The sequence below is a fragment of the Gimesia panareensis genome, from assembly GCF_007748155.1.
Taxonomy (GTDB): domain Bacteria; phylum Planctomycetota; class Planctomycetia; order Planctomycetales; family Planctomycetaceae; genus Gimesia; species Gimesia panareensis.
Map to the genome: position 1 here is coordinate 2,543,922 of NZ_CP037421.1, position 18,823 is coordinate 2,562,744.

An 18,823-nucleotide genomic window follows, 5' to 3' on the forward strand; every position below is an offset into this window, starting at 1 on the left:
TATCTATGAAGAGGATCTTGAGAGCAGGAGAATTGAATATCAAAATCGGAGAAAGGTAAGCGAAATGCTGCTGATATTGATACAGGTAAAAAAAGGGAGTGAACCTCGCGGATGAGGTTCACTCCCTGTGAAATCTGTTCCGGGGAGGAATCAGCCTTCCCAGCGGGACTTCATGAATTCGAGTCCTTTGGTGGCCAGATGCTCTTCGCTGGGGAACATCTTACGCCAGATGCGGGTGGCTGCGGCCAGGTCGGGCAGGGCCAGGCCGAAGGCTTCGATGGTGAACCAGCCGTCGTAGTTGATTTCTTTGAGCGCGGCGAAAGTTTCATCCCAGTTGACGCCCCCCTCGCCGGGAGTGGAGCGATCGTTTTCGGAGATGTGCACGTGCACCATCTGGTCGGCACAGACTTTGACCGCGTCGGTGATGCTTTTCTCTTCGATATTGGCATGGAAGGAATCGTACATCATTTTCAGGTTCGGGTGATTCACTTCACGGGTGAACTGAGAACAGTCTTCCGCTGTATTGAGGAAATAGCATTCGAAGCGGTTCAGGTATTCACAGACCAGGATCACGTTGTTGGCCTGAGCGTAGTCGGCTGCTTTGGCGAGGATCTCCTGGCCGTACTTCCATTCGTCAGCGGTCCGACCGGAGCCGGAGAATTCACCGAGCGCGGAGTGAATGGGGCCACACAGGTGAGTGGCTCCGGAGGCGGCACACATATCGATCATGCGTTTGAGACGATTCAGGCCGGCTTCACGGATAGCAGGATCGCTGGAGATCGGGTTTTCATCCGGCGTACAGACGGTGACGGCAGTGCGTCCCAGTCCGAGTTCTTCCAGTTTGTTTCCGACCTGAGCAAATTTCTTTTCGTCCGCCTCAAAGACAGGCAGTTCGACGCCATCGTAGCCCCAGCCTTTGATCTGCTCGAGCAGACCGAAATGGGACTCATTCACATCGGAGGTCCACAGCAGCATGTTTAAGCCGTACTTCATTGTTGTTATCTTTCAATCAATTGAGATTAAAAATGCTCAGGCGGTAATAAATCGTCGAGACGCTTTTCTACGATTTGCCGACCTGTTTTGAGAACTGAGATTGTACCTTCCGGTAACGGTTGTAGTTTGACCCGTTTCATGACCTGATTCAAGCGTAAGTGCATTCTTTGTGGATCTGGATAATCTCTTAGGAATCCTTCTTTATGGAACAGCACCAGCCAGGCCCTCAGTTGATCGGTTTCCCGCGTCGTCATGCGATTCGTCGCCTGCTGGGTCTGGAGAGGATCAATCTCCTGAAAGGCGTCGTAATAGCGGTCGATCAGTCCGGGGTTCTGATCGATGAGTACGGCGTCCAGCAGGAGTTCGGTGGTGATGTGCCCCAGAAAGCCGACGCGAGCGGTCTCGTCATGTTTGAACAGGTCGCGAAAGAGAAGCGAGAGATCGGTGCTGATTTCCAGAAATCCCTGCGTGGAGTGAAACCAGTGATCGTCGTCGAGATGCTGTTTGATACCACAGGCGATCTCGGCCTGAATTTGATCTTCTTCTTCGACAAAGGGAGCCACATTTTTCATGCGCAGGCGGACGCGTCGATCGACCACGGAGAGGAGGTCTGGCAGGGCGGTCCCTGCCAGAAAATAAGGGCGATCGACAAATCGCATTCCATGAGCAAAGTAATTCATAAGACTTTTATATTCAGTAACTGTCTCTGATCGGTTTGATTCTTCAATCGTAGCGGATTGGCTGAAAGAATCACAGTTGCTGCGGGAGAATTACCGATAACCTGCACCGGGATTTGAGGTGTGACATTGGATACCAGCTGAGGGAAGCGTATAATGCCTGACACGCTGCTGAGTCTGTTAACCGTTGAATCTGTGCCGAAAGAAAACCATGTCTGAATCTCCTCTTAACCTGATGTTTCTCCTGCGGGATCAAAGTGAGCATATACAGTCGGCCTGGGATCAGATTCACGAATATTTGCAATCGCAGTCTTCGGTTTATGTCTCTACGGTTTCCGTGATCGAAGACTTTGCGCCCGATGATTCCGAAGCGGATCTGGTGGTCGTGCTCGGGGGAGATGGTGCGATCCTGCGCGCCTGTCGTCAGATGGGCCTCAATCAGCTGCCGATGATTGGCGTCAATCTGGGGCGACTGGGTTTTCTGGCCGACCTGACTCCCGAGGGATTCTGTAAAAACTTTGCCCAGATCGCGGAGCGGAAATACCGGATCGTCGAGCATCTGATGTTTGAGTGCAAACATTTTCGGGCGGATGGAACCGTCACTACTTACCTGGGGCTCAACGAAGTTGTCATCAGTTCTGCGGGTGCGATGGCGATGATCGATGTCGAGCTGACGGTCAATGACGAACTGGTCACGACTTACAGTGGCGACGGTCTGATCATCAGTACGCCCGTCGGCTCGACGGCGCACAGCCTTTCCGCGGGGGGGCCGATCCTGAAACAGGACCTGCAGGCGTTCGTAATCACGCCGATCTGCCCGCACACGCCGACCAATCGGCCGCTGGTCGACAATGCCAACGCCCTGTATTCTCTGTCCGCCCCCAATGTTCCGGAGGGGGCGATGCTGGTAATCGACGGCCAGATCAAGGTCCCTTATTCTTCCGGCGATCGCCTGGAACTGAAGAAAGCCCCGGTGACCTTCAAACTGGCCCGGATTCCCGGATTTAACTACTATACCCGCCTGAATCGGAAACTGGGCTGGGGAGGCCAGCCCAAGTACGGTGCAGAATAGCACCTGTGGCCTGAAAAAACTGCTGTGCGGCCTCCAAAATGCCCTCCCCACAAAGAATCAGATCTGCTATCCTCACCGCAGTTTATGGATAAACCACCAACTTTTCCGGGAAGGAGTCCCTGATGCGGTCCATTGTGTTCTGTCTACTGACCCTCATGCTGAGCCAGTTTTCAGCACCACTGTCTGTCACTTCTGCAGCCGAAGAAGAAGCAAAAAGCTACTCGCTCCGCTACAAATTCACTCCCAATGAGTTCGTACATTACTCTGTAGAATCCACGAACCAGATTACGGTCCAGCTCAACCAGAACAAGCAGACTTCTGCTAATGCTTCCAACACGTTAAAACATTACCGCGTGATTTCCGTGAACGAAGAGGGAAATGGGACCCTAGAGACCCGGATTGACCGCGTCAAAATGAGCGTGCAGTTTGACAACGCGACTCCCGCGACTTTCGACAGCGAACAACCCCCGGAAAAAGACCTGGAGCAGTTTAAGCCGATCCGTGCCAACATCAGTAAACCGACGCGGGTGGTCTACTCCCCTGTGGGTAAGGTGATCAAGATCCTGGAATTGAATATTGGTCAGGATGGCGCCAAATTTGAGGAAGCCAAGGCTCCTGGTAAAATTGATCAGGAACAGAAACGTCGCCTGGGTTTTCTGATTCCTCTTCCCGAAGAGGATGTCAAAATCGGGGACAGTTGGAACGACGACCTGGATGTCGAAGTGGCTCTCAGTAAAACACTCCGCAAAAAAGTGCCTGTACGCAGGACCTTTACGCTGGATGCGGTCGAAGACGGCACCGCCGTGATTACCTTCAAAACCAAGATCATGACGCGGTTAAACGACCCGAAACTGAGCATGCAGCTGATTCAGAAAACCCCGTCCGGCACTATCAAGCTGGACCTGGAGCGGGGAATTCTCATCTCGCAGGATGTTTCACTCGATAAGGCCCAGGTGGGTGTATTCGATGGCAAAGGGGCGATGCGGGCTGTTACCACCCGAGTGGAAACACTCGTCGATCCAACCGAGGTTGCCCAGAAAGAGCAGGCGACTGATTCCCAGTAATTCATAAACAGACGTTAATGCAAGTGCGTCTCCGGGAGCAGATCCAGCAGAGACGCTTCCCTGTCAGTGTTTGTCTCACTTTTTTTGAAGGGAGACAAGCACTTATGTGTTGACGCTGACTGCAATTATTTTACACTTAGAATTCGCCGCTAAGGTATGCAACCTCTTGCAGTCATCCACTTCGCGTAGCCTGTTGGCCTTACCACACCGATGTGAACAGAAACTGAACACTCATTATTTCCTGCTCTCCTCGTGTAGTCGATGCTGCAGTCCCTGCTGAGTTCATGGCTGTGTACCTGAAACGGCACGATCGCGATTTACCCAGAGTATTCACTGCCACTGCTTCTATCGAGACCGGAAATGAAACGGGTTGACCTATCCCCACAATTAACCAGCTTACTGAAAGCAGCCAAGCGCTTAGCCAGTGATTGTGAGATCGATGTCGTCTTCCTGTTAGCAGATATCCCGTACGATTTTCAGGAGATCAGCAAATCGCTCGGTAAATTACGGCTGGTCGTTTCTTCCGACAAACCTGATGTGCAGCGGGCCGCCCAGGAAGATGGAATCGCACTGGTTCCCCTGATTCATGAGCCCCAGACGCGCCAGGTGCAGATCAGCCAGGCGATCCTGGAAGCGATTGCCGATGAAATTCTGGCCTCGGGTGATCGCATCATCGCCTTATATGCCGGCTTTGAGCGGGAACATGCCGACTCACTGAGCATCGTCAGCCTGGCAGACCACCTGGCGAAGTTGACCTCACGTGATCTGCAGCGTCTGGAGACCAAAGTTCCCCTGCAGACCTTACGAGCCGTCGTCGACCTGGCTGTGGAGATCGGACGTGAAGGCCGAGAAGGCAAGCCGGTCGGAGCTCTGTTTGTCGTGGGAAATCACCGTAAAGTCCTGTCACTTTCGCACGAGCAGGTCCACGATCCGTTCAAGGGTTATTCGCAGAAAGACCGCATGGTCAATAACCCGCGCGTCAAGGAGAGCATGAAAGAGCTGGCTCAGATCGACGGGGCGTTCATCATCAGTTCCGAGGGCGTGGTGCAGTCGGCAGGGAGGATTCTGAATGCCTCGGCAGAAGGGCTGACGCTTTCTAAAGGTCTGGGAGCCCGGCACTGGGCAGCTGCTGCCATTTCCAAGGAAACAGGTGCGATTGCGATTGCGGTTTCCGAGTCGACAGGGACGGTTCGCATCTTTCAGGACGGCTATGTCGTACTGCGAATTGAACCGATGAGCAGTGCCATGAAATGGTTCGATTTCGATACCGAACCACCGCAATCCGAGTAATTTTCCAGATTTTCGTGCTCTGGTATCACCGCTGTATCGTGCCTTTTTGCAAGCAGATACGTAAATTTTCTCGAATATTCTCTTCCCTCAAATTGTAATTTTTGCTATGAATTCCCCGCAACATGTGGTGTGAGTGACATTTCACAGCCACAAAACCATGTTGTAATCGAGAAATTAATTCTCAAAGATCCGGACAGATTCACATCATCTGACGATCGTGATGAGTCAAATCTGTTTCATTTAAGAGCTTCTTCAGCGGGAAGGGAGTCCCATGTCGAATGTAGCGATCAAACTCGTCGCCGTGACCGGAGTCATTGGTCTCGGCGTACTGATGTTTCTTCAGGCTCAAAAAGGCATTCAATCGACCAGCAACCAGAACGAGGTCGATCAGTATGTTGCTCTGGAAGGCGATAATGCCTCTGTCACAGAAGCGACACCTGAGTCCGGAACGATCCCTTCCGATCAGGTTCCGGCTGAACTCTCCGAGCTGGCAGCGAAAAATGCTCATCCATTGAAGGCGGAAGAGACCAAGCAGCCTGAGCTCCCCTTTGCTCCCAATAGAAAATCGGAGCAGCAGAAAATCAAACTGACTTCCGGCAGCGAAGATGCTGTCTTCGAAGCACAACAGGAACCGCCCAGCGAATTCGAACCGGATAACCAGGCAGAACTGGTCCCCGCCGGCAAGGGACTCGACTTCCGTGAAACTCCGAAAATGGCGACTCCCGCGCTGAGCGAAAATCCGTTTAAGAGGACTCCCCAGCCAGAGCCAGCCGCTCCCGCTGAAAAGAAGGCTACAGAAACGGTTGCAGAGCCCGCTTTTGATGCGGGGCCTCAATTTGGCCCAGCCATGGCTGCTCCGGCAACCGCTGATTCAAAGGGCCCGAAAACTGAAGTTCCCCCGCGGGAAACCCTGGTGACGGAACTGGACTCTTCCAATCCGTTTGCATCGCAGCCGTCAGAGACCAAGCCGGCAAAAACTCCCGCGCCAGCCAAAGCGGAGCCGGAACCCGAACCGTTCAACCTGGGGCCTGAACCGGAGCCAGCCGCGAAAGAGAATCCCTTTCCAGAGGAATCCTCTCCCGCTGCAAAACTGGAGACCGGCGAACCTCCCTTTGAATTAAAACCGGAACCGGTTCCAGAAACGCCTGCCGTCGATGCGAACCCCTTCATGACAACTCCTGAGGAGAAGAAAGCCGCTCCCCAACCGGCAGCACCAGCCGTAACACCAGCAGCACCAAAGGTGGAACCGGAATTCAATCCGTTCTCTAACGAGCCTCAGTTGAAGGCCCCGGCACCTCAACCGGAACTGAAATCGGCAAAGGAAGAGAACACTCCATCCGAGTTTGAACTACGACCGAAGAAAACGCCTGCTCCAGCAGAGCCGACCTTCAGCATCAATCCCTCACCGACAACACCGGCTGAAACTTCTGAGCAGCCGGTGAGACCTGCCAGCAAGGAGCAGGCAGACCCGGATGTAGTCGTGATCAAAAAACGCCAGCCGGAAGACAATCCAAGTGAACCGTCACTGTTTGCCCCCGAAGGGAAAACTGCTGACAAGATGGAGCCTGCCGCTCCGCAACCGATTGCGATTACTCCCGCGACTGAGCCAAAGCCATTAAATCTGGTCGAAGGTAGCCAGCCTGAAACGGGCGAACCGGCCAGACTCAACATGCAGCAGAAGGTTCAGTCCCCCAAAATGACGATTCAGAAAATCGCGCCGCCGGAAGCGGTTCTGGGACAGCCTTTCATCTATCATGTGCTGGTTAAAAACAGCGGTACAACATCCGCACGCGAAGTGGTCGTGGAAGACCGGATTCCGTCGGGTGCGAAACTGACCGGAACCATCCCGCGGGCAGAGCAGATCAACGATCGCATCATCTGGCGGCTGGGAGCGATGGGCCCCGGTGAAGAGAAGAAAATTTCCATCCGCGTGATTCCGGAAAAACCGGGACAGATCGGCAGTGTGGCGACGGTTAATTTCGTCACCGAAGTCGCCTCGGAAACGAAAATCACGTCTCCGCAGTTGAGTATCAAATCCGATCAGCCATCGGCAGTCAAACCGGGAGAGGTTACCGTCGTGAATTATACGATTACCAATACCGGTTCGGGTGACGCGAAAAATGTGTATGTCCGCAGCATCATTCCACCCCAGTTTTCGCATCCGGGAGGAGACGATCTGGAATACCATGTAGGCGTGATTCCTGCAGGTGAAACCAGAGAAGTCCAGTTACAGTTGAAAGCGGTCAAACCGGGGGCGGGGAAAAATGTTTCCAGTGTGGTCGGCGATGGCAATTTGAAAGCGGAGACGACCGTTCCGCTGAAAGTGATCGGTAACAGTGAAGAGTTCCTGATTACCCGCAAGGGACCGAAAAACCGCTACCTGGGTCGGGCCGGCGTCTATGAAAACACGATCGCCAATAACACCGAACAGGCGATTAAAAACATTTCGATCTTCGAATCAGTTCCCCCTGGAATGAAATTCATTTCCGCTTCAGGCAAAGGTCAGTTCGATACCGTCCGCAGAGTGGTGCAATGGGACATCGCTGAACTGGCAGGGGGCATGCAGCAGGTCTTGTCGATCGAACTGGAACCGACCGAGGTCGGCAAAAAAGTCAGCACGGTCCAGGTCGTAACCGGCAATAACAGTAAGTTCTCGGCCAATCTGCAGTCAGAAGTGAATGTGATTGGCCAGCCGCTGTTGAAAGTGGAAACGAGCGAGCTCAAAGGTCCGCTGGAAGTCGGCGAAAAAATGTCGCTGCAGGTCCAGCTGGTCAACCAGGGTAGCGCCCCGGCCAACAACGTTGAGTTCCGCGTGAAGATCCCGCAGGAAATGGTGTTTGTCTCTGCAAAAGGCCCTGCCCGTTACAAGCAGGCCGGTTCGTTCGTGATCTTCGAGAGCGCCCAGGTCCTGGCTCCCCAGCAGTCACTCGATTTCGAACTGACACTGGCGGCCAGGAATAAAGGGGACGCACGAGTGCTGGTTACGGTGCAGTCTCAGCAGATGGAAAAACCGCTCAACCAGGAGGAAGCGATTCCGATTCTGGATAAACTGCAATAAAAAAGTGCTCCTGACACATTGCCAGGAGCACTCAGTTCACAACCTATCGTTCCAGCTCGACATTCCAGTAGTTCTCGCTGATGAAGCGAGACCAACTGTCGACCTGAATGTTCTGCAGCGCATAGAACGGTTTCCATTTCGGACGAACCGGTTCTTTCATCAGCTGCATGTTTGCCTGACCGGGCGTCCGGGCCGCCTTGTGAGAGTTGCATTCCACACAAGCCAGCACACAGTTCTCCCAGGACGTTTCACCACCCTGTGAACGAGGCAGGACGTGGTCGATCGTCAGCTCTTCGCTACCGGGCTGACAACCACAATACTGACAGGTAAACCGGTCACGCTTGAAAACGTTTCGTCGGCTGAACGTCACCACGTTCCGGGGAACACGGTCGTACTTCAGCAGCGTAATCACTTCCGGAACACGAAACTGAGCGTGACTGCTGTGAATCACCAGTTCATCCTCAGCTGGCCGGAGTGCTGCCCAATCGGCCCAGGAATACGTCTGGTAATCTGCAGGGTCGACCACGCGTGCCGTCTCATTCCAGATTTTCACCACAGCACGGGCCACCGTCGTAATGCCGACAGGCTGCCAGTTTCGGTTTAAAATCAGCGTAGGCCGCTGTAACGTCGATGACACCATGATTCTCTATCCTGCGATACAGTAGGGAAAAGGGTGTTCGGGGGGAATCGAACCCGCCACCATAACAGTCACAGTGTTATATGCGAAACCATTACACTACGAACACCATATCGAAATTCAGTCCAAAGCGGAAGGCATGGGATTCGAACCCACACGCCCTGGCAGGCACACGCATTAGCAGTGCGGTCCGGCAAACCGTATCCGGCTACCTTCCGTTTTCCAGTTTGTGTCGATGTATGAACGTCCTGCTGCCACAGAGCAGGGGACATTCCACATCACTTTAGTTCCAAGCGGAAGCCGTGGGACTCGAACCCACAAATGCCTTAAGACATCACCTGTTTTCAAGACAGGGCCCTCATCCAGCCGGATGACTTCCTGATGATTCTGTTTTTTGAAATACCCCGTGCGGGAATTGAACCCGGCGTCTCCGACATGAGAGGTCGGTATCCTGGCCGTTAGACGAACGGGGCGTATTTTCGAAATTCTGGCAAGTGGATCGGGAGGTGCTCGAATCCTCGTCTGCGATTCTTCAGATCGCCGCTATACCATCTCAGCTACCGATCCCTGTAAAAAAAGACCTGAGTTCCGCCGAACACCAGGTCTTTATTTGAGTCAATCAATGTCTGCAGGCCCTCTGGTGTCAGGTACGTAACGGGAGACTGGCATCGGATTCACTTCCCGAATTCCGATGAATGTCTGTCCGTTCTGAATGTGAGGTCTGTTCTGAAAAGTTCACACTGCTACCTGTGGGTCAGTTATAAAGATTGTCCGTTAGTTGTGTTCTACTAACTACTAAGACGGCTGATCAGCAGAAAAGTTCGCATGATTCAGTGAGATTTTCGAAGATTCGAAAAGAGAACGGAATCCCCCGAAACAAATGCCGTCGGGGTTGAGGGAACCTATTTGGCTGCTTCGCGTTCCTGTACCAGCGTTTCGACCAGGGAAGCGGTCCGGCGAATATGCTGCTCCATCTTTTCCGCAGCCAGGTCACAGTCATTTGCCTGCAGAGCAGCGATAATTTCTTCGTGGTCGGTCAACGCGATCTCCTGCGCCTGGCTCTCGTTATCCACAACTTCGCGGATCGCCTGGACCAGCGTGTTATAGCGTCGTAATTCGTCCTGCAGACGGGTGCTGCCACACTGTTCGGCGATCAGGGAATGCAGACGGATATCCAGGGTCATCGCTTTCTGAGACCAGCTGTTGTCCCGTTTTTCTCTGGCGATGGCAGCAAACTGCTCTGACAGTTCAGCGAGCTGCCGCGGTTCTATTTTCCCACAAGCGGTCCGTACCGCTTCTACTTCCAGAATGCGACGAAGCTGATAGATCTCCCGGATCTGAACCGATCCAAACTCTCGCATCACGGCGCCCCGGTTAGGGAGATTCTCCACGATGCCGATCGACGCCAGTTCAACCAGGGCTTCCCTGACCGGAGTGGCACTCACACCAAACTGTTCTGCCAGGCTCTGGATCACCATCCGGTGACCGACGGGAAATTCGCCTCGAATGACCGCAGCCAGAATGCGCTGGACCACCACTTCGCGAATATTGCCCCGCGGCACCATGGAAAAGGAACCGGGAAGATTGGACGTCGACATAATTGATCCTTGAGGGCCTGTCTCAGGCCTGAATTTGAGAACACAAGACGTGATGAAATATTATATATGATTCCATGAGGAGAGAAAAGCGGTGACTTCTCATTCTTCGGAAATACATATGAGTCAGAGACTTACTCGCTCCGACTTGCGCTGAGCAGACCTCAGGCGATGATATTCTGTACAACCTCACCGGCGACATCGGTCAGGCGGAAATTACGACCGGAATAGTGGTAGGTTAACTTTTCATGGTCGATGCCCATCAGGTGCAGAATCGTGGCATGCAGGTCGTGCACGTGGACTTTGTCCTGCATCGCCCGGAAGCCGAAATCGTCAGAAGCACCATGGATGGTCCCCCCTTTGATCCCGCCACCAGCCAGCCACATGCAGAAGCCGTACGGGTTGTGATCGCGGCCATTGATACCTCCCTGGGCTGTCGGGGTCCGACCGAATTCACCACCCCAGACGATCAGAGTTTCATCGAGCAATCCGCGTTGCTTCAAATCCGTCATGAGCTGAGCAATTGGCTGGTCGATGTCTTTGCAGAGCCGCTCGTTGCTCTTGTCATGATTGCTGTGGGTATCCCAGGGCTGACGGTTTCCATAATAGACCTGCACGAAGCGGACGCCCCGTTCACTCAAACGGCGTGCCAGCAGACAGGCTTTCGAGAACTCGCTCTTGCCGTAGGCTTCCTGCAGTTTTTCCGGTTCTTTCGAAATATCGAAGGCATCGGTGGCAGCGAACTGCATCCGGTAAGCCATCTCCATCGACTTGATCCGTGTTTCCAGCTCATTGTCACCAGCCCGCGGCTGCAGATGCTGTTTGTTGATCGCCTGGACCAAGTCAAGCTGGCGCTTCTGCTCATCGGAAGAGAGGACGTCGTTCTTCAGGAAGGGGATCATCTTCTCGGGTGTCAGGTCTTTATTGTTGATATGAGTTGCCTGGTGCTTTCCGGGCAGGAAGGCGCTGCCCCACAGTTTGGGGCCGACAACCGGCTTTCCCGGACAGAGGGCGATAAACCCGGGCAGGTTCTGATTTTCCGATCCAAGACCGTATGTCAGCCACGAACCCAGACTGGGGCGGGTGGGTGTCAGGGTTCCCAGATTCATCATACAGAGTGCCGGGGCATGGTTCGGGAAATCCGTGTGCATCGATCGGATGATCGCCATATCATCGACGTGCTCAGCGGTCTTCACCAGATGCTCGGAAACCGGAATCCCTGATTTGCCGGACTTGATGAATTTCACGGGCGAGGGGAGCAGCCCCATGGTTTTGGAAGCCGTTCTGATATCGGCCTCTTTGGGTCGCTGGCCTGCGAATTTCTTCAACAGTGGTTTTGGATCAAATGTATCGACCTGTGAAGGGCCACCGCTCATGAACAGAAAGATCACCCGCTTCGCTTTAGGAGCAAAATGCGGCGTTTGCGTCAGTGCACTGGATGGCGCGGCATCTGCTGCGGAGAGCATCCCAGCCAGACTCAACATGCCGAACCCGCCTCCCACTTTCTGGAGGATTTCACGGCGAGTCATGCTGTTCAGATTATCGGAAGGAATCATATCGTTGATCTCTTAAACTGTTTTTGAAAACGCTATTTTGGTTCGGACCGGGCCTCAATCGACATACATCATTTCATTGCTGCAGAGCAATGCCTGGCAGTAACGCTGCCAGGAGGTCAGCTGATTGGGATCCAGATCATCGCGGCCTTCATAGGTGCCGTTGTTTTTGTGTGAGGTAATATCAGCGGCCTGTGCCAGATTCGGATTGTCGGTCCGCAAAGGCCAGCAGGAAAGGGGATCCGACTCAAGCAGCGTCGCGACATATTCCGCATGGGCCAGCTTGTCCTGCTTGAGTTGAGCCGCCTGAAAATGGGTTGTCACTTCTTCCGGTTGCAACACCCGGTTAAACAGGGCCACCGCCCCCAGTTGCCCTTCAAAGTTTGAGAAATTGTCATTGCGGCCCGCCAGAATGATCTGGGATATGCCCGCTGCGTAACCGGGATCTGCCTGTCCGACAATCTCCGGCTGGGGATTCCCATTCAGGTAGACCTTAATCTCTTTCTGATCGCGAACAAAGACCACATGGTTCCAGGTCCCCGGCTGGATGACGGTGTTCCCGAAGAGCGACTGCCGTTTCTGATCTCCATTGTAGAAGAAGAGTCGGCCCGCTTTGTTCGGACGATATTTGCCAGCAATACCCAGGTGATCTCCGGGCGCCTTCACAGCACCATCCTTCCCTCTGGAAAAGAAGTAGCCTGTAATAATTCGCTTCTCATTCGGAACCTGATTTTTCAGCCAGAGTTCGACAGAATACTGATCTCCCAGCTGTTTAACATCGGCTTTCATCCGTTTGCCGTCAAAGGTGGGGATCTGCTCTGCGATTTGGGTTGGATTGTTGTCCGCAGCTGGTTGCTCGATAAACTGCAGACCGATTTTCACTTCAGCCGGCGTCGCTGGTCGTGAAAACAGGGTCCGGTAGACAGCATCGATTCGTTGTTCGGACGATTCTCCTTCAAAGCGTTTCGCCAGCAGCTGTGCCTGCTGCCTGACGAATGGGGAGTTCAACACGAACAACTGCTGCAGCGGAGTCGTAGTTTTTGATCGTCGGGCTGCATGAATGGCGGGATCGGGAAAATCGTATGACTGCAGAAAGGTACTGAGCTTGTGACGGGAGACTGTGGCATAGACTCCGCGGCGATGAAAAGTCGCATCATCAATATCTCCGGAAGGGCCTGCCTGTGCTGGTTCCAGGTTGTCCCCCGCGGACAGCAGGGCATCCCGGTAGACTTCCGCTTCCAGTCGTCTGCGGTTGAAGTGCGTGAGCAGCCGATTGTTCGGGTCCTCTTTCTTCTGCGCTGCAGTCAGTTCCACATTGGAAGCCTGCTGATAAGTGGCAGAAAGCATGATCAGCCGATGCAGCTTCTTGATGGACCACCCCTGGTCCATAAACCAGACAGACAGATCATCCAGCAGTTCCGGATGACTGGGTCGGGAGCCTGTACTTCCGAAATTGCTCGGCGTATCGACCAGACCCTCGCCGAAATGATGCTGCCAGACGCGGTTCACCATGACCCGGGCCGTCAGGGGATTGTCCCGACTGGCAATCTGCTGTGCCAGTTCCAGACGACCACTGCCATTCTTGAATGGTTCCGGCTTCCCGTCTGACAGAACCCGCACAAAGCGGCGGGGAACCAGTTTTCCGAGATTTGAGGCACTCCCGCGGATGAACACATTCAGATCCCGGGGCTTATCGGGGTAGTAGACAATCTTCATCCGGTCTTTGGTGATTTCTTCGACCCGCACCTGTTCTTCGGTCAAAGCGTCCGCCAGCGGCAGATCAAACCCGGGGGTATTCTTCTTGATCTCTTCGATCTTTGCTTTGTTGTCCTTCATCGTCTGATTGTGCTTCGCAACCAGGTCCGTGTTCTGTTTCAGTTCGACCGGCGGAATGGGGTACCGGATCGTGGTCTGCTGCTTTACATCAGGACGGGGTGCGATCAGAGCGAATTCCGTCTTGCCTGCTTTTTTAATCTGCTCTTTGAGTAATGCGTTTCGCTTATTCAATTCGCGATTCTTATCGGTCAGGCTCTTATTTTCCTCGGTCAGCTTGTCCACTTTGTCACGGGCCGGCTGTGTTTTCGCGACTTCCTTTTCAGGAATGATCGGACGTGTCGTTTGTCGGACCGAAGCAAAGACGCCAGCAATGCCGTAGTAGTCTTCGACCGTCAGCGGATCGTATTTATGATCGTGGCAGCGGGCACAGGCCATGGTCAGCCCCAACAGACCACGACAGAGGCTGTCCACCCGGTCTTCCCAGTCATCCGCATAGCGGTTTTCCAGCGTCACCTGCGACAAAGCGACCTCTTTATGATAGGAAGGTCCCAGCCCCATATATCCCAGAGCAGGGTAGTCTTCGGGACCGGTTTCGGGCAGAAAATCGGTCGCCAGCTGACGAATCACGAACTCATCGTAAGGCATGTCTTCGTTAAATGCCTTGATCACCCAGTCGCGATAACGATAGGCGTGCGGATAGGGACCGTTGTGGGGGCCCATGTTGGTGTTGTCTTCAGCGTAGCGGGCGACATCCAGCCAGTGACGTCCCCAACGTTCTCCGTAGTGCGGCGACTGTAACAGCCGGTCAATCAGACGGGCATACGCATCGGGAGATTTGTCCTTCACAAACTGTTCCACCTCCTGTGGTGTGGGAGGCAGACCAATCAGATCGAAGTAAACCCGGCGAATCAGAGTCCGCTTGTCGGCTGGTGGGGCAGGGGAGAAACCTTTTGCTTCCTGGGCCGCCAGAATGAAGGCATCAATCTGATTCTGCGGCCATTGCTTCTGTTTGACCTGGGGAGCGGAATGCTTCTTCGGCGACTGAAAAGACCAGAATTCGCGGGCCTTTTCAAAATCAATTCCGGCATGCCTCGCCTGACCGCTGTCTCCTTTCCGCGGGTCCGGGGCGCCCATCGCGATCCACTTTTCAAAGTTCGCGATCACGGCATCCGGAAGTTTCCCTTTGGGGGGCATCTGGTAGCTGTCTTCACTGTAATGCAGGGTTTCCAGCAGCAGACTTTCGTCGGGCTTACCAGGCACCAGTGCCGTCCCGGAATCTCCGCCTGTGATCATTCCCTCCCGGGTATCCAGCAAGAGACTGCCCTTGAGGTTTTTCGATTTGGCTGAATGACACTCGTAACAATGTTCGATCAACACGGGACGAATCTTTTTCTCAAAGAAATCCAGTCCCGCCCGATCCGCTTTGGCATCAGCGGCAAAGAGTGCATGTGGGAGAGAGAGAAACAGGTTCGTGAATACGATGACGACTGTCACTTTTCGCAAAGTTTTCATAGTCATGTCTACGATGTTTAAAGGCAGGTGGGAAAAAGCCCGCAGGCTGAGGAAGCACTCGTGTATCTCGTTTCAGCGCAATCAGATACATCAAGCATGCTTTATATCGTATCGGGAAAAAGCGGGAATAACAATATAATATTTAAAAAAGCCTGCTGAATCGGTCGATTTCCACGATTTCAATCCAAATCTGCCCTGATTTTCCTCATTTTCCAAGCCCGTTCAGGACGAATCGCAACTCCTGACGTTCGTCCCTACCCACGACAGAATTCAAAAAAGTTGCAGTCGCTTAGTTTCCCCGTTAGTCTGAACAACTGTGAAACAGTCGCGTCATCGCAGCAAAGCATCACTTTCGCAGTTCCTCTCACCTCCAGACAACATCAGGAATCCTGACATGTCACTGAAGCCCCTTGCCATTACGTATCGAATTCTGTCCTCTACAATTCTGGTCTGTGCTCTGGTCACATCAAGCCTGGCGGCAGAACCTGCTGCGAGTACACAGCAGCCCGGTTTCACGATTCCGTACCTCGATCTCAACGATCAAACGGAGCGGCAGATCGTCGTCGACCGGGAGGAGGGGCAGTACCTCGGGCATCCGACGACAGCCCTGCTGGAAGACAATCAAACCATGCTCTGTGTCTATCCCAAGGGACACGGCAAAGGAGGCATTGTCTATAAACGCTCGAACGACGCCGGGAAAACGTGGAGCGAACGTCTGCCGACTCCCGCTTCCTGGGCCACGTCACGCGAAGTCCCAACGCTGCACCGGGTGATCGATGCGACTGGTAAAAAACGGATCATCATGTTCTCCGGACTCTACCCCACCCGGATGGCAGTCACGGAAGATGACGGCCAGACCTGGAGTGAACTGCAGCAGGTCGGCGACTGGGGCGGAATTGTGGTCATGGGCTGTGTCGAACCTCTCAAGACCGGCAAAGGACATTACATGGCTCTGTTCCACGATGACGGACGCTTTATCGCCAAGGACTCGAAACAGGAATCTCCGATCGCTTTCACGCTGTTTAAAAGTCTCTCAACCGATGGCGGGCTGACCTGGTCGGATCCAATCGCGATTCACAAATCGTCCGAATACCACATCTGCGAGCCAGGCATCATCCGCTCTCCCGATGGGAAACAGCTGGCGGTTCTGCTGCGTGAAAACAGCCGCCGTCATAATTCGCAGATCATTTTTTCCAACGACGAGGGGCAAACCTGGACCGAGCCCCGCGATCTGCCTGGCGCCCTCAACGGGGATCGTCATATCGGAAAATACGATCCGATCAGCGGGCGACTGCTGATCTCATTCCGCAGTAACACACCCCGGGGACACAAGGCCCCCACCGAAGGGGACTGGGTGGCCTGGGTCGGGACATACGAGGATCTCGTCGAAGGAAGAGAAGGGCAATACCACGTACGGCTCAAAGACAATACCCGAGGAGCCGACTGTGCCTATCCGGGGGTGGAAGCCCTCCCCAACGGGACTTTCATCCTCACCACCTATGGCCACTGGGAACAGGGAAAAGCTCCCTACATCCTCAGCGTGCGACTCAAACTGGCTGAGCTGGACGCGCTCGCCGACAGCAATTCCCAAAGCAGGTAAGCCAGGCAGGTCTCATCGTCAGCCACACTGACGATTATGACTCAGGTGTCTCGGTCTCCATTTCTTCACTGGTCTCCACAACCAGTGTCTGAGCGGGATCAACCCAGAGCGAAGCCACGCCGGCGATCAGAAATGCGATCGCACAGGTAATGAAGGCATTGTTCCAGTGATGGTCTATACCGATCACTGCAATCATCAGTACAGGAGCGACAGCCGCTCCCAGGTTCCCCCACATATTGCCCCACCCCAGCACTGACCCCACGTGTTTTCCAGCAATGTCCTGGTTAAAAGCCCACATCGCAGGAGAACCAAAATCGGTGGAAAACGCGACAATCGAAAACATAATCACCGCAACCCAGGGGGAGACGTCCAGCATACAAACCAGGTATGCTGCCATCGCTGTAAATCGTGAGATCGCAATAGGCAAGACGCGGCTCCAGCGCAAGCTGATTCGTCTCATCAACCAGTCGGTTACTTTTCCCCCTGACAATGTTCCAAACCAGCCGACCGCCAGTGCAAACGTCACCATTTTGCCTCGTGTCTCCAGTGGAACCCGGTAGGTTTCATCCAGGTAACGTGGCAGCCAGGTGACCAGGAACAGCCACCCCACGTTGGTACAAAATTGCGACAGCGAAAGTAACCAGAGACTCTTGTTCATCGCGATGGCTTTAAATGGAATCCCGCCAATCTGTTTAGAATGATCTTTGTCCTCTTCCAGGCGTCCATGTTCGATCAACTCCAGTTCCTGCGCGGAACAGGATGGGTGAGCCCGGGGATAATCGCGAATAATCCACCAGAATATTGCTGCGATAAAAATGCCGATAACGCCGTAGGTCATCATCATTTTTCGCCAGCCCTGTCCCTGCACCTTGCGAACGTCGTCATAATAGCGGGCTTCAAACAACAGTCGATTTAAACGCGATTTCTCATCCGGAGTCATGTCGGCGGAGTTGATCGTCAGCAGTTGTTCGGCCTGCTGATTCAATTTCATCCCTTCGTACTCCTGCGGATTATACAGGGACGCGTTCTGCAGAATCTGATTCAGATCATTGATGAATTTATCTTCCTCTGCCGATCCCGGCGGCAGCTCGGGATCAGCGGCCGCTGATTTCAGAAACTCCTGATCAGCAGGGGGAAGCTGCGCATAGACTTCGGATTCAAAAGTCTGTTTTTCATCAACTCGCTTCAAAAACGTACTGGCCAGTTGATGCGGTTGCAGGAGGGCCCCCGGTTTTAAATCAGAGGACTCTGAGATAGGCACGAACAGGATAATCAGAAAGGCAGTCAGCACTGGAGCCAGAGCACCTCCAATCCGTCCGCCCACGGTCACCATACTGCTGGCAAAACCCCGTTCTGTTAAGGGCATCCATTTGCTGACGATATTCGCGCTAGTAGGATAAGCGCCAGCCTGACTCAGGCCGAATCCCAACCGGAAGATCAACAACATGATGAAACCGGTCGCAAATCCCGTCAGTGCCGTAAACAGAGACCACATGAGGATATAAAGCGTCAGCATTTTCCTGGCGCCAAACCGGTCACTGAACCATCCGGAAGGAACCTGGCATAACGCATAGGAAACGAAAAACGAGCCCAGCAGAATCCCGATCTGATGATCGGTCAGCCCCAGCTCGTCCTTGATGAACACCTCTGCAAAGGAAATGCAGAACCGGTCCAGGTACAACAACACGGCCATCAGCATGCAGGCAAAGATCACACGATATCGGACATACGATCGGGACGATTCCACACTGGACATGTTGTTTCAGCTTTCCATCAGGGTTGGTGAGCAAAGAAGTTGCAGCAGTATAACAGCATACTTTGATCAAAACGAGCATGTTCTGTCAAACAAGGCAAAATCAACATCAGGGTGCAGCCGTCTCCGTCAGCAGCAAATCCGCTCTGGTCTCTCAGCTGAAAATGTTCTATATTAAGCCCGCGCGACGAAATGGACTTTTGTCACTCGAACAGAAAGGCCCCCGGCATGGATCGCTGCTGT

General features: G+C 53.6%; 12 protein-coding genes and 5 tRNA genes. 5 read left to right on the forward strand and 12 right to left on the reverse strand.

Annotated features, from left to right (window positions below):
- Window positions 1–150: 150 nt before the first annotated feature.
- Both Enr10x_RS09385 and Enr10x_RS09390 read right to left on the reverse strand, forming a co-directional pair.
- Window positions 151–993 (reverse strand): sugar phosphate isomerase/epimerase family protein, encoded by an 843-nt coding sequence (locus Enr10x_RS09385; RefSeq protein ID WP_145108716.1) that lies wholly within the window; start codon window positions 991–993, stop codon window positions 151–153.
- A 26-nt stretch (window positions 994–1,019) separates the two neighbouring features.
- Window positions 1,020–1,673, reverse strand: coding sequence for a hypothetical protein (locus Enr10x_RS09390; protein WP_145448856.1), 654 nt, complete (start codon window positions 1,671–1,673; stop codon window positions 1,020–1,022).
- Window positions 1,674–1,881: 208 nt separating this feature from the next.
- On the opposite strand from Enr10x_RS09390, the gene Enr10x_RS09395 reads away from it, so the two are divergent.
- The 4 genes from Enr10x_RS09395 (at window position 1,882) to Enr10x_RS09410 (ending at window position 8,154) form a co-directional block, all read left to right on the forward strand.
- The gene (locus Enr10x_RS09395; RefSeq protein ID WP_145448857.1) at window positions 1,882–2,742 is read left to right on the forward strand and encodes an NAD(+)/NADH kinase; all 861 of its coding nucleotides are present in this window, start codon (window positions 1,882–1,884) and stop codon (window positions 2,740–2,742) included.
- A 122-nt stretch (window positions 2,743–2,864) separates the two neighbouring features.
- A complete protein-coding gene (locus tag Enr10x_RS09400) occupies window positions 2,865–3,806 on the forward strand; it encodes a DUF6263 family protein (protein ID WP_145448858.1) in 942 nt (313 codons plus the stop codon).
- 360 nt (window positions 3,807–4,166) lie between these two features.
- On the forward strand, window positions 4,167–5,096 hold the full coding sequence (locus Enr10x_RS09405) for a DNA integrity scanning protein DisA nucleotide-binding domain protein (protein WP_145108703.1): 930 nt from the start codon (window positions 4,167–4,169) through the stop codon (window positions 5,094–5,096).
- A 271-nt stretch (window positions 5,097–5,367) separates the two neighbouring features.
- The gene (locus Enr10x_RS09410; RefSeq protein ID WP_145448859.1) at window positions 5,368–8,154 is read left to right on the forward strand and encodes a DUF11 domain-containing protein; all 2,787 of its coding nucleotides are present in this window, start codon (window positions 5,368–5,370) and stop codon (window positions 8,152–8,154) included.
- Between the two features lie 43 nt (window positions 8,155–8,197).
- Here the strand turns inward: Enr10x_RS09410 and Enr10x_RS09415 are convergent, their stop codons facing one another.
- The 9 genes from Enr10x_RS09415 to Enr10x_RS09445 all read right to left on the reverse strand — a co-directional run bounded on the left by Enr10x_RS09415 (window position 8,198) and on the right by Enr10x_RS09445 (window position 15,227).
- Entirely contained in the window at window positions 8,198–8,794 is a 597-nt protein-coding gene (locus Enr10x_RS09415) for an HNH endonuclease (protein ID WP_145108695.1), read from the reverse strand.
- A 32-nt stretch (window positions 8,795–8,826) separates the two neighbouring features.
- Window positions 8,827–8,900 (reverse strand) — tRNA-His (locus tag Enr10x_RS09420).
- Between the two features lie 22 nt (window positions 8,901–8,922).
- Window positions 8,923–9,008: transfer RNA gene (locus Enr10x_RS29900), tRNA-Ser, on the reverse strand.
- Window positions 9,009–9,085: 77 nt separating this feature from the next.
- Window positions 9,086–9,170: transfer RNA gene (locus tag Enr10x_RS29905), tRNA-Ser, on the reverse strand.
- Window positions 9,171–9,191: 21 nt separating this feature from the next.
- A tRNA-Glu gene (locus tag Enr10x_RS09425) sits at window positions 9,192–9,264 on the reverse strand.
- 22 nt (window positions 9,265–9,286) lie between these two features.
- A tRNA-Phe gene (locus tag Enr10x_RS09430) sits at window positions 9,287–9,358 on the reverse strand.
- A gap of 335 nt (window positions 9,359–9,693) precedes the next feature.
- The gene (locus Enr10x_RS09435; protein ID WP_145448860.1) at window positions 9,694–10,389 is read right to left on the reverse strand and encodes a GntR family transcriptional regulator; all 696 of its coding nucleotides are present in this window, start codon (window positions 10,387–10,389) and stop codon (window positions 9,694–9,696) included.
- A gap of 161 nt (window positions 10,390–10,550) precedes the next feature.
- Window positions 10,551–11,915: a DUF1501 domain-containing protein gene (locus Enr10x_RS09440; RefSeq protein ID WP_232093280.1), complete on the reverse strand. Its 1,365-nt coding sequence runs from the start codon at window positions 11,913–11,915 to the stop codon at window positions 10,551–10,553.
- An 81-nt stretch (window positions 11,916–11,996) separates the two neighbouring features.
- Entirely contained in the window at window positions 11,997–15,227 is a 3,231-nt protein-coding gene (locus Enr10x_RS09445; RefSeq protein ID WP_145448861.1) for a DUF1553 domain-containing protein, read from the reverse strand.
- A gap of 394 nt (window positions 15,228–15,621) precedes the next feature.
- On the opposite strand from Enr10x_RS09445, the gene Enr10x_RS09450 reads away from it, so the two are divergent.
- A complete protein-coding gene (locus tag Enr10x_RS09450; RefSeq protein WP_145448862.1) occupies window positions 15,622–16,827 on the forward strand; it encodes a sialidase family protein in 1,206 nt (401 codons plus the stop codon).
- 34 nt (window positions 16,828–16,861) lie between these two features.
- Here Enr10x_RS09450 and Enr10x_RS09455 read toward each other — a convergent pair whose 3' ends face one another.
- Window positions 16,862–18,583, reverse strand: coding sequence for an MFS transporter (locus tag Enr10x_RS09455; RefSeq protein WP_145448863.1), 1,722 nt, complete (start codon window positions 18,581–18,583; stop codon window positions 16,862–16,864).
- Window positions 18,584–18,823 lie beyond the last annotated feature (240 nt).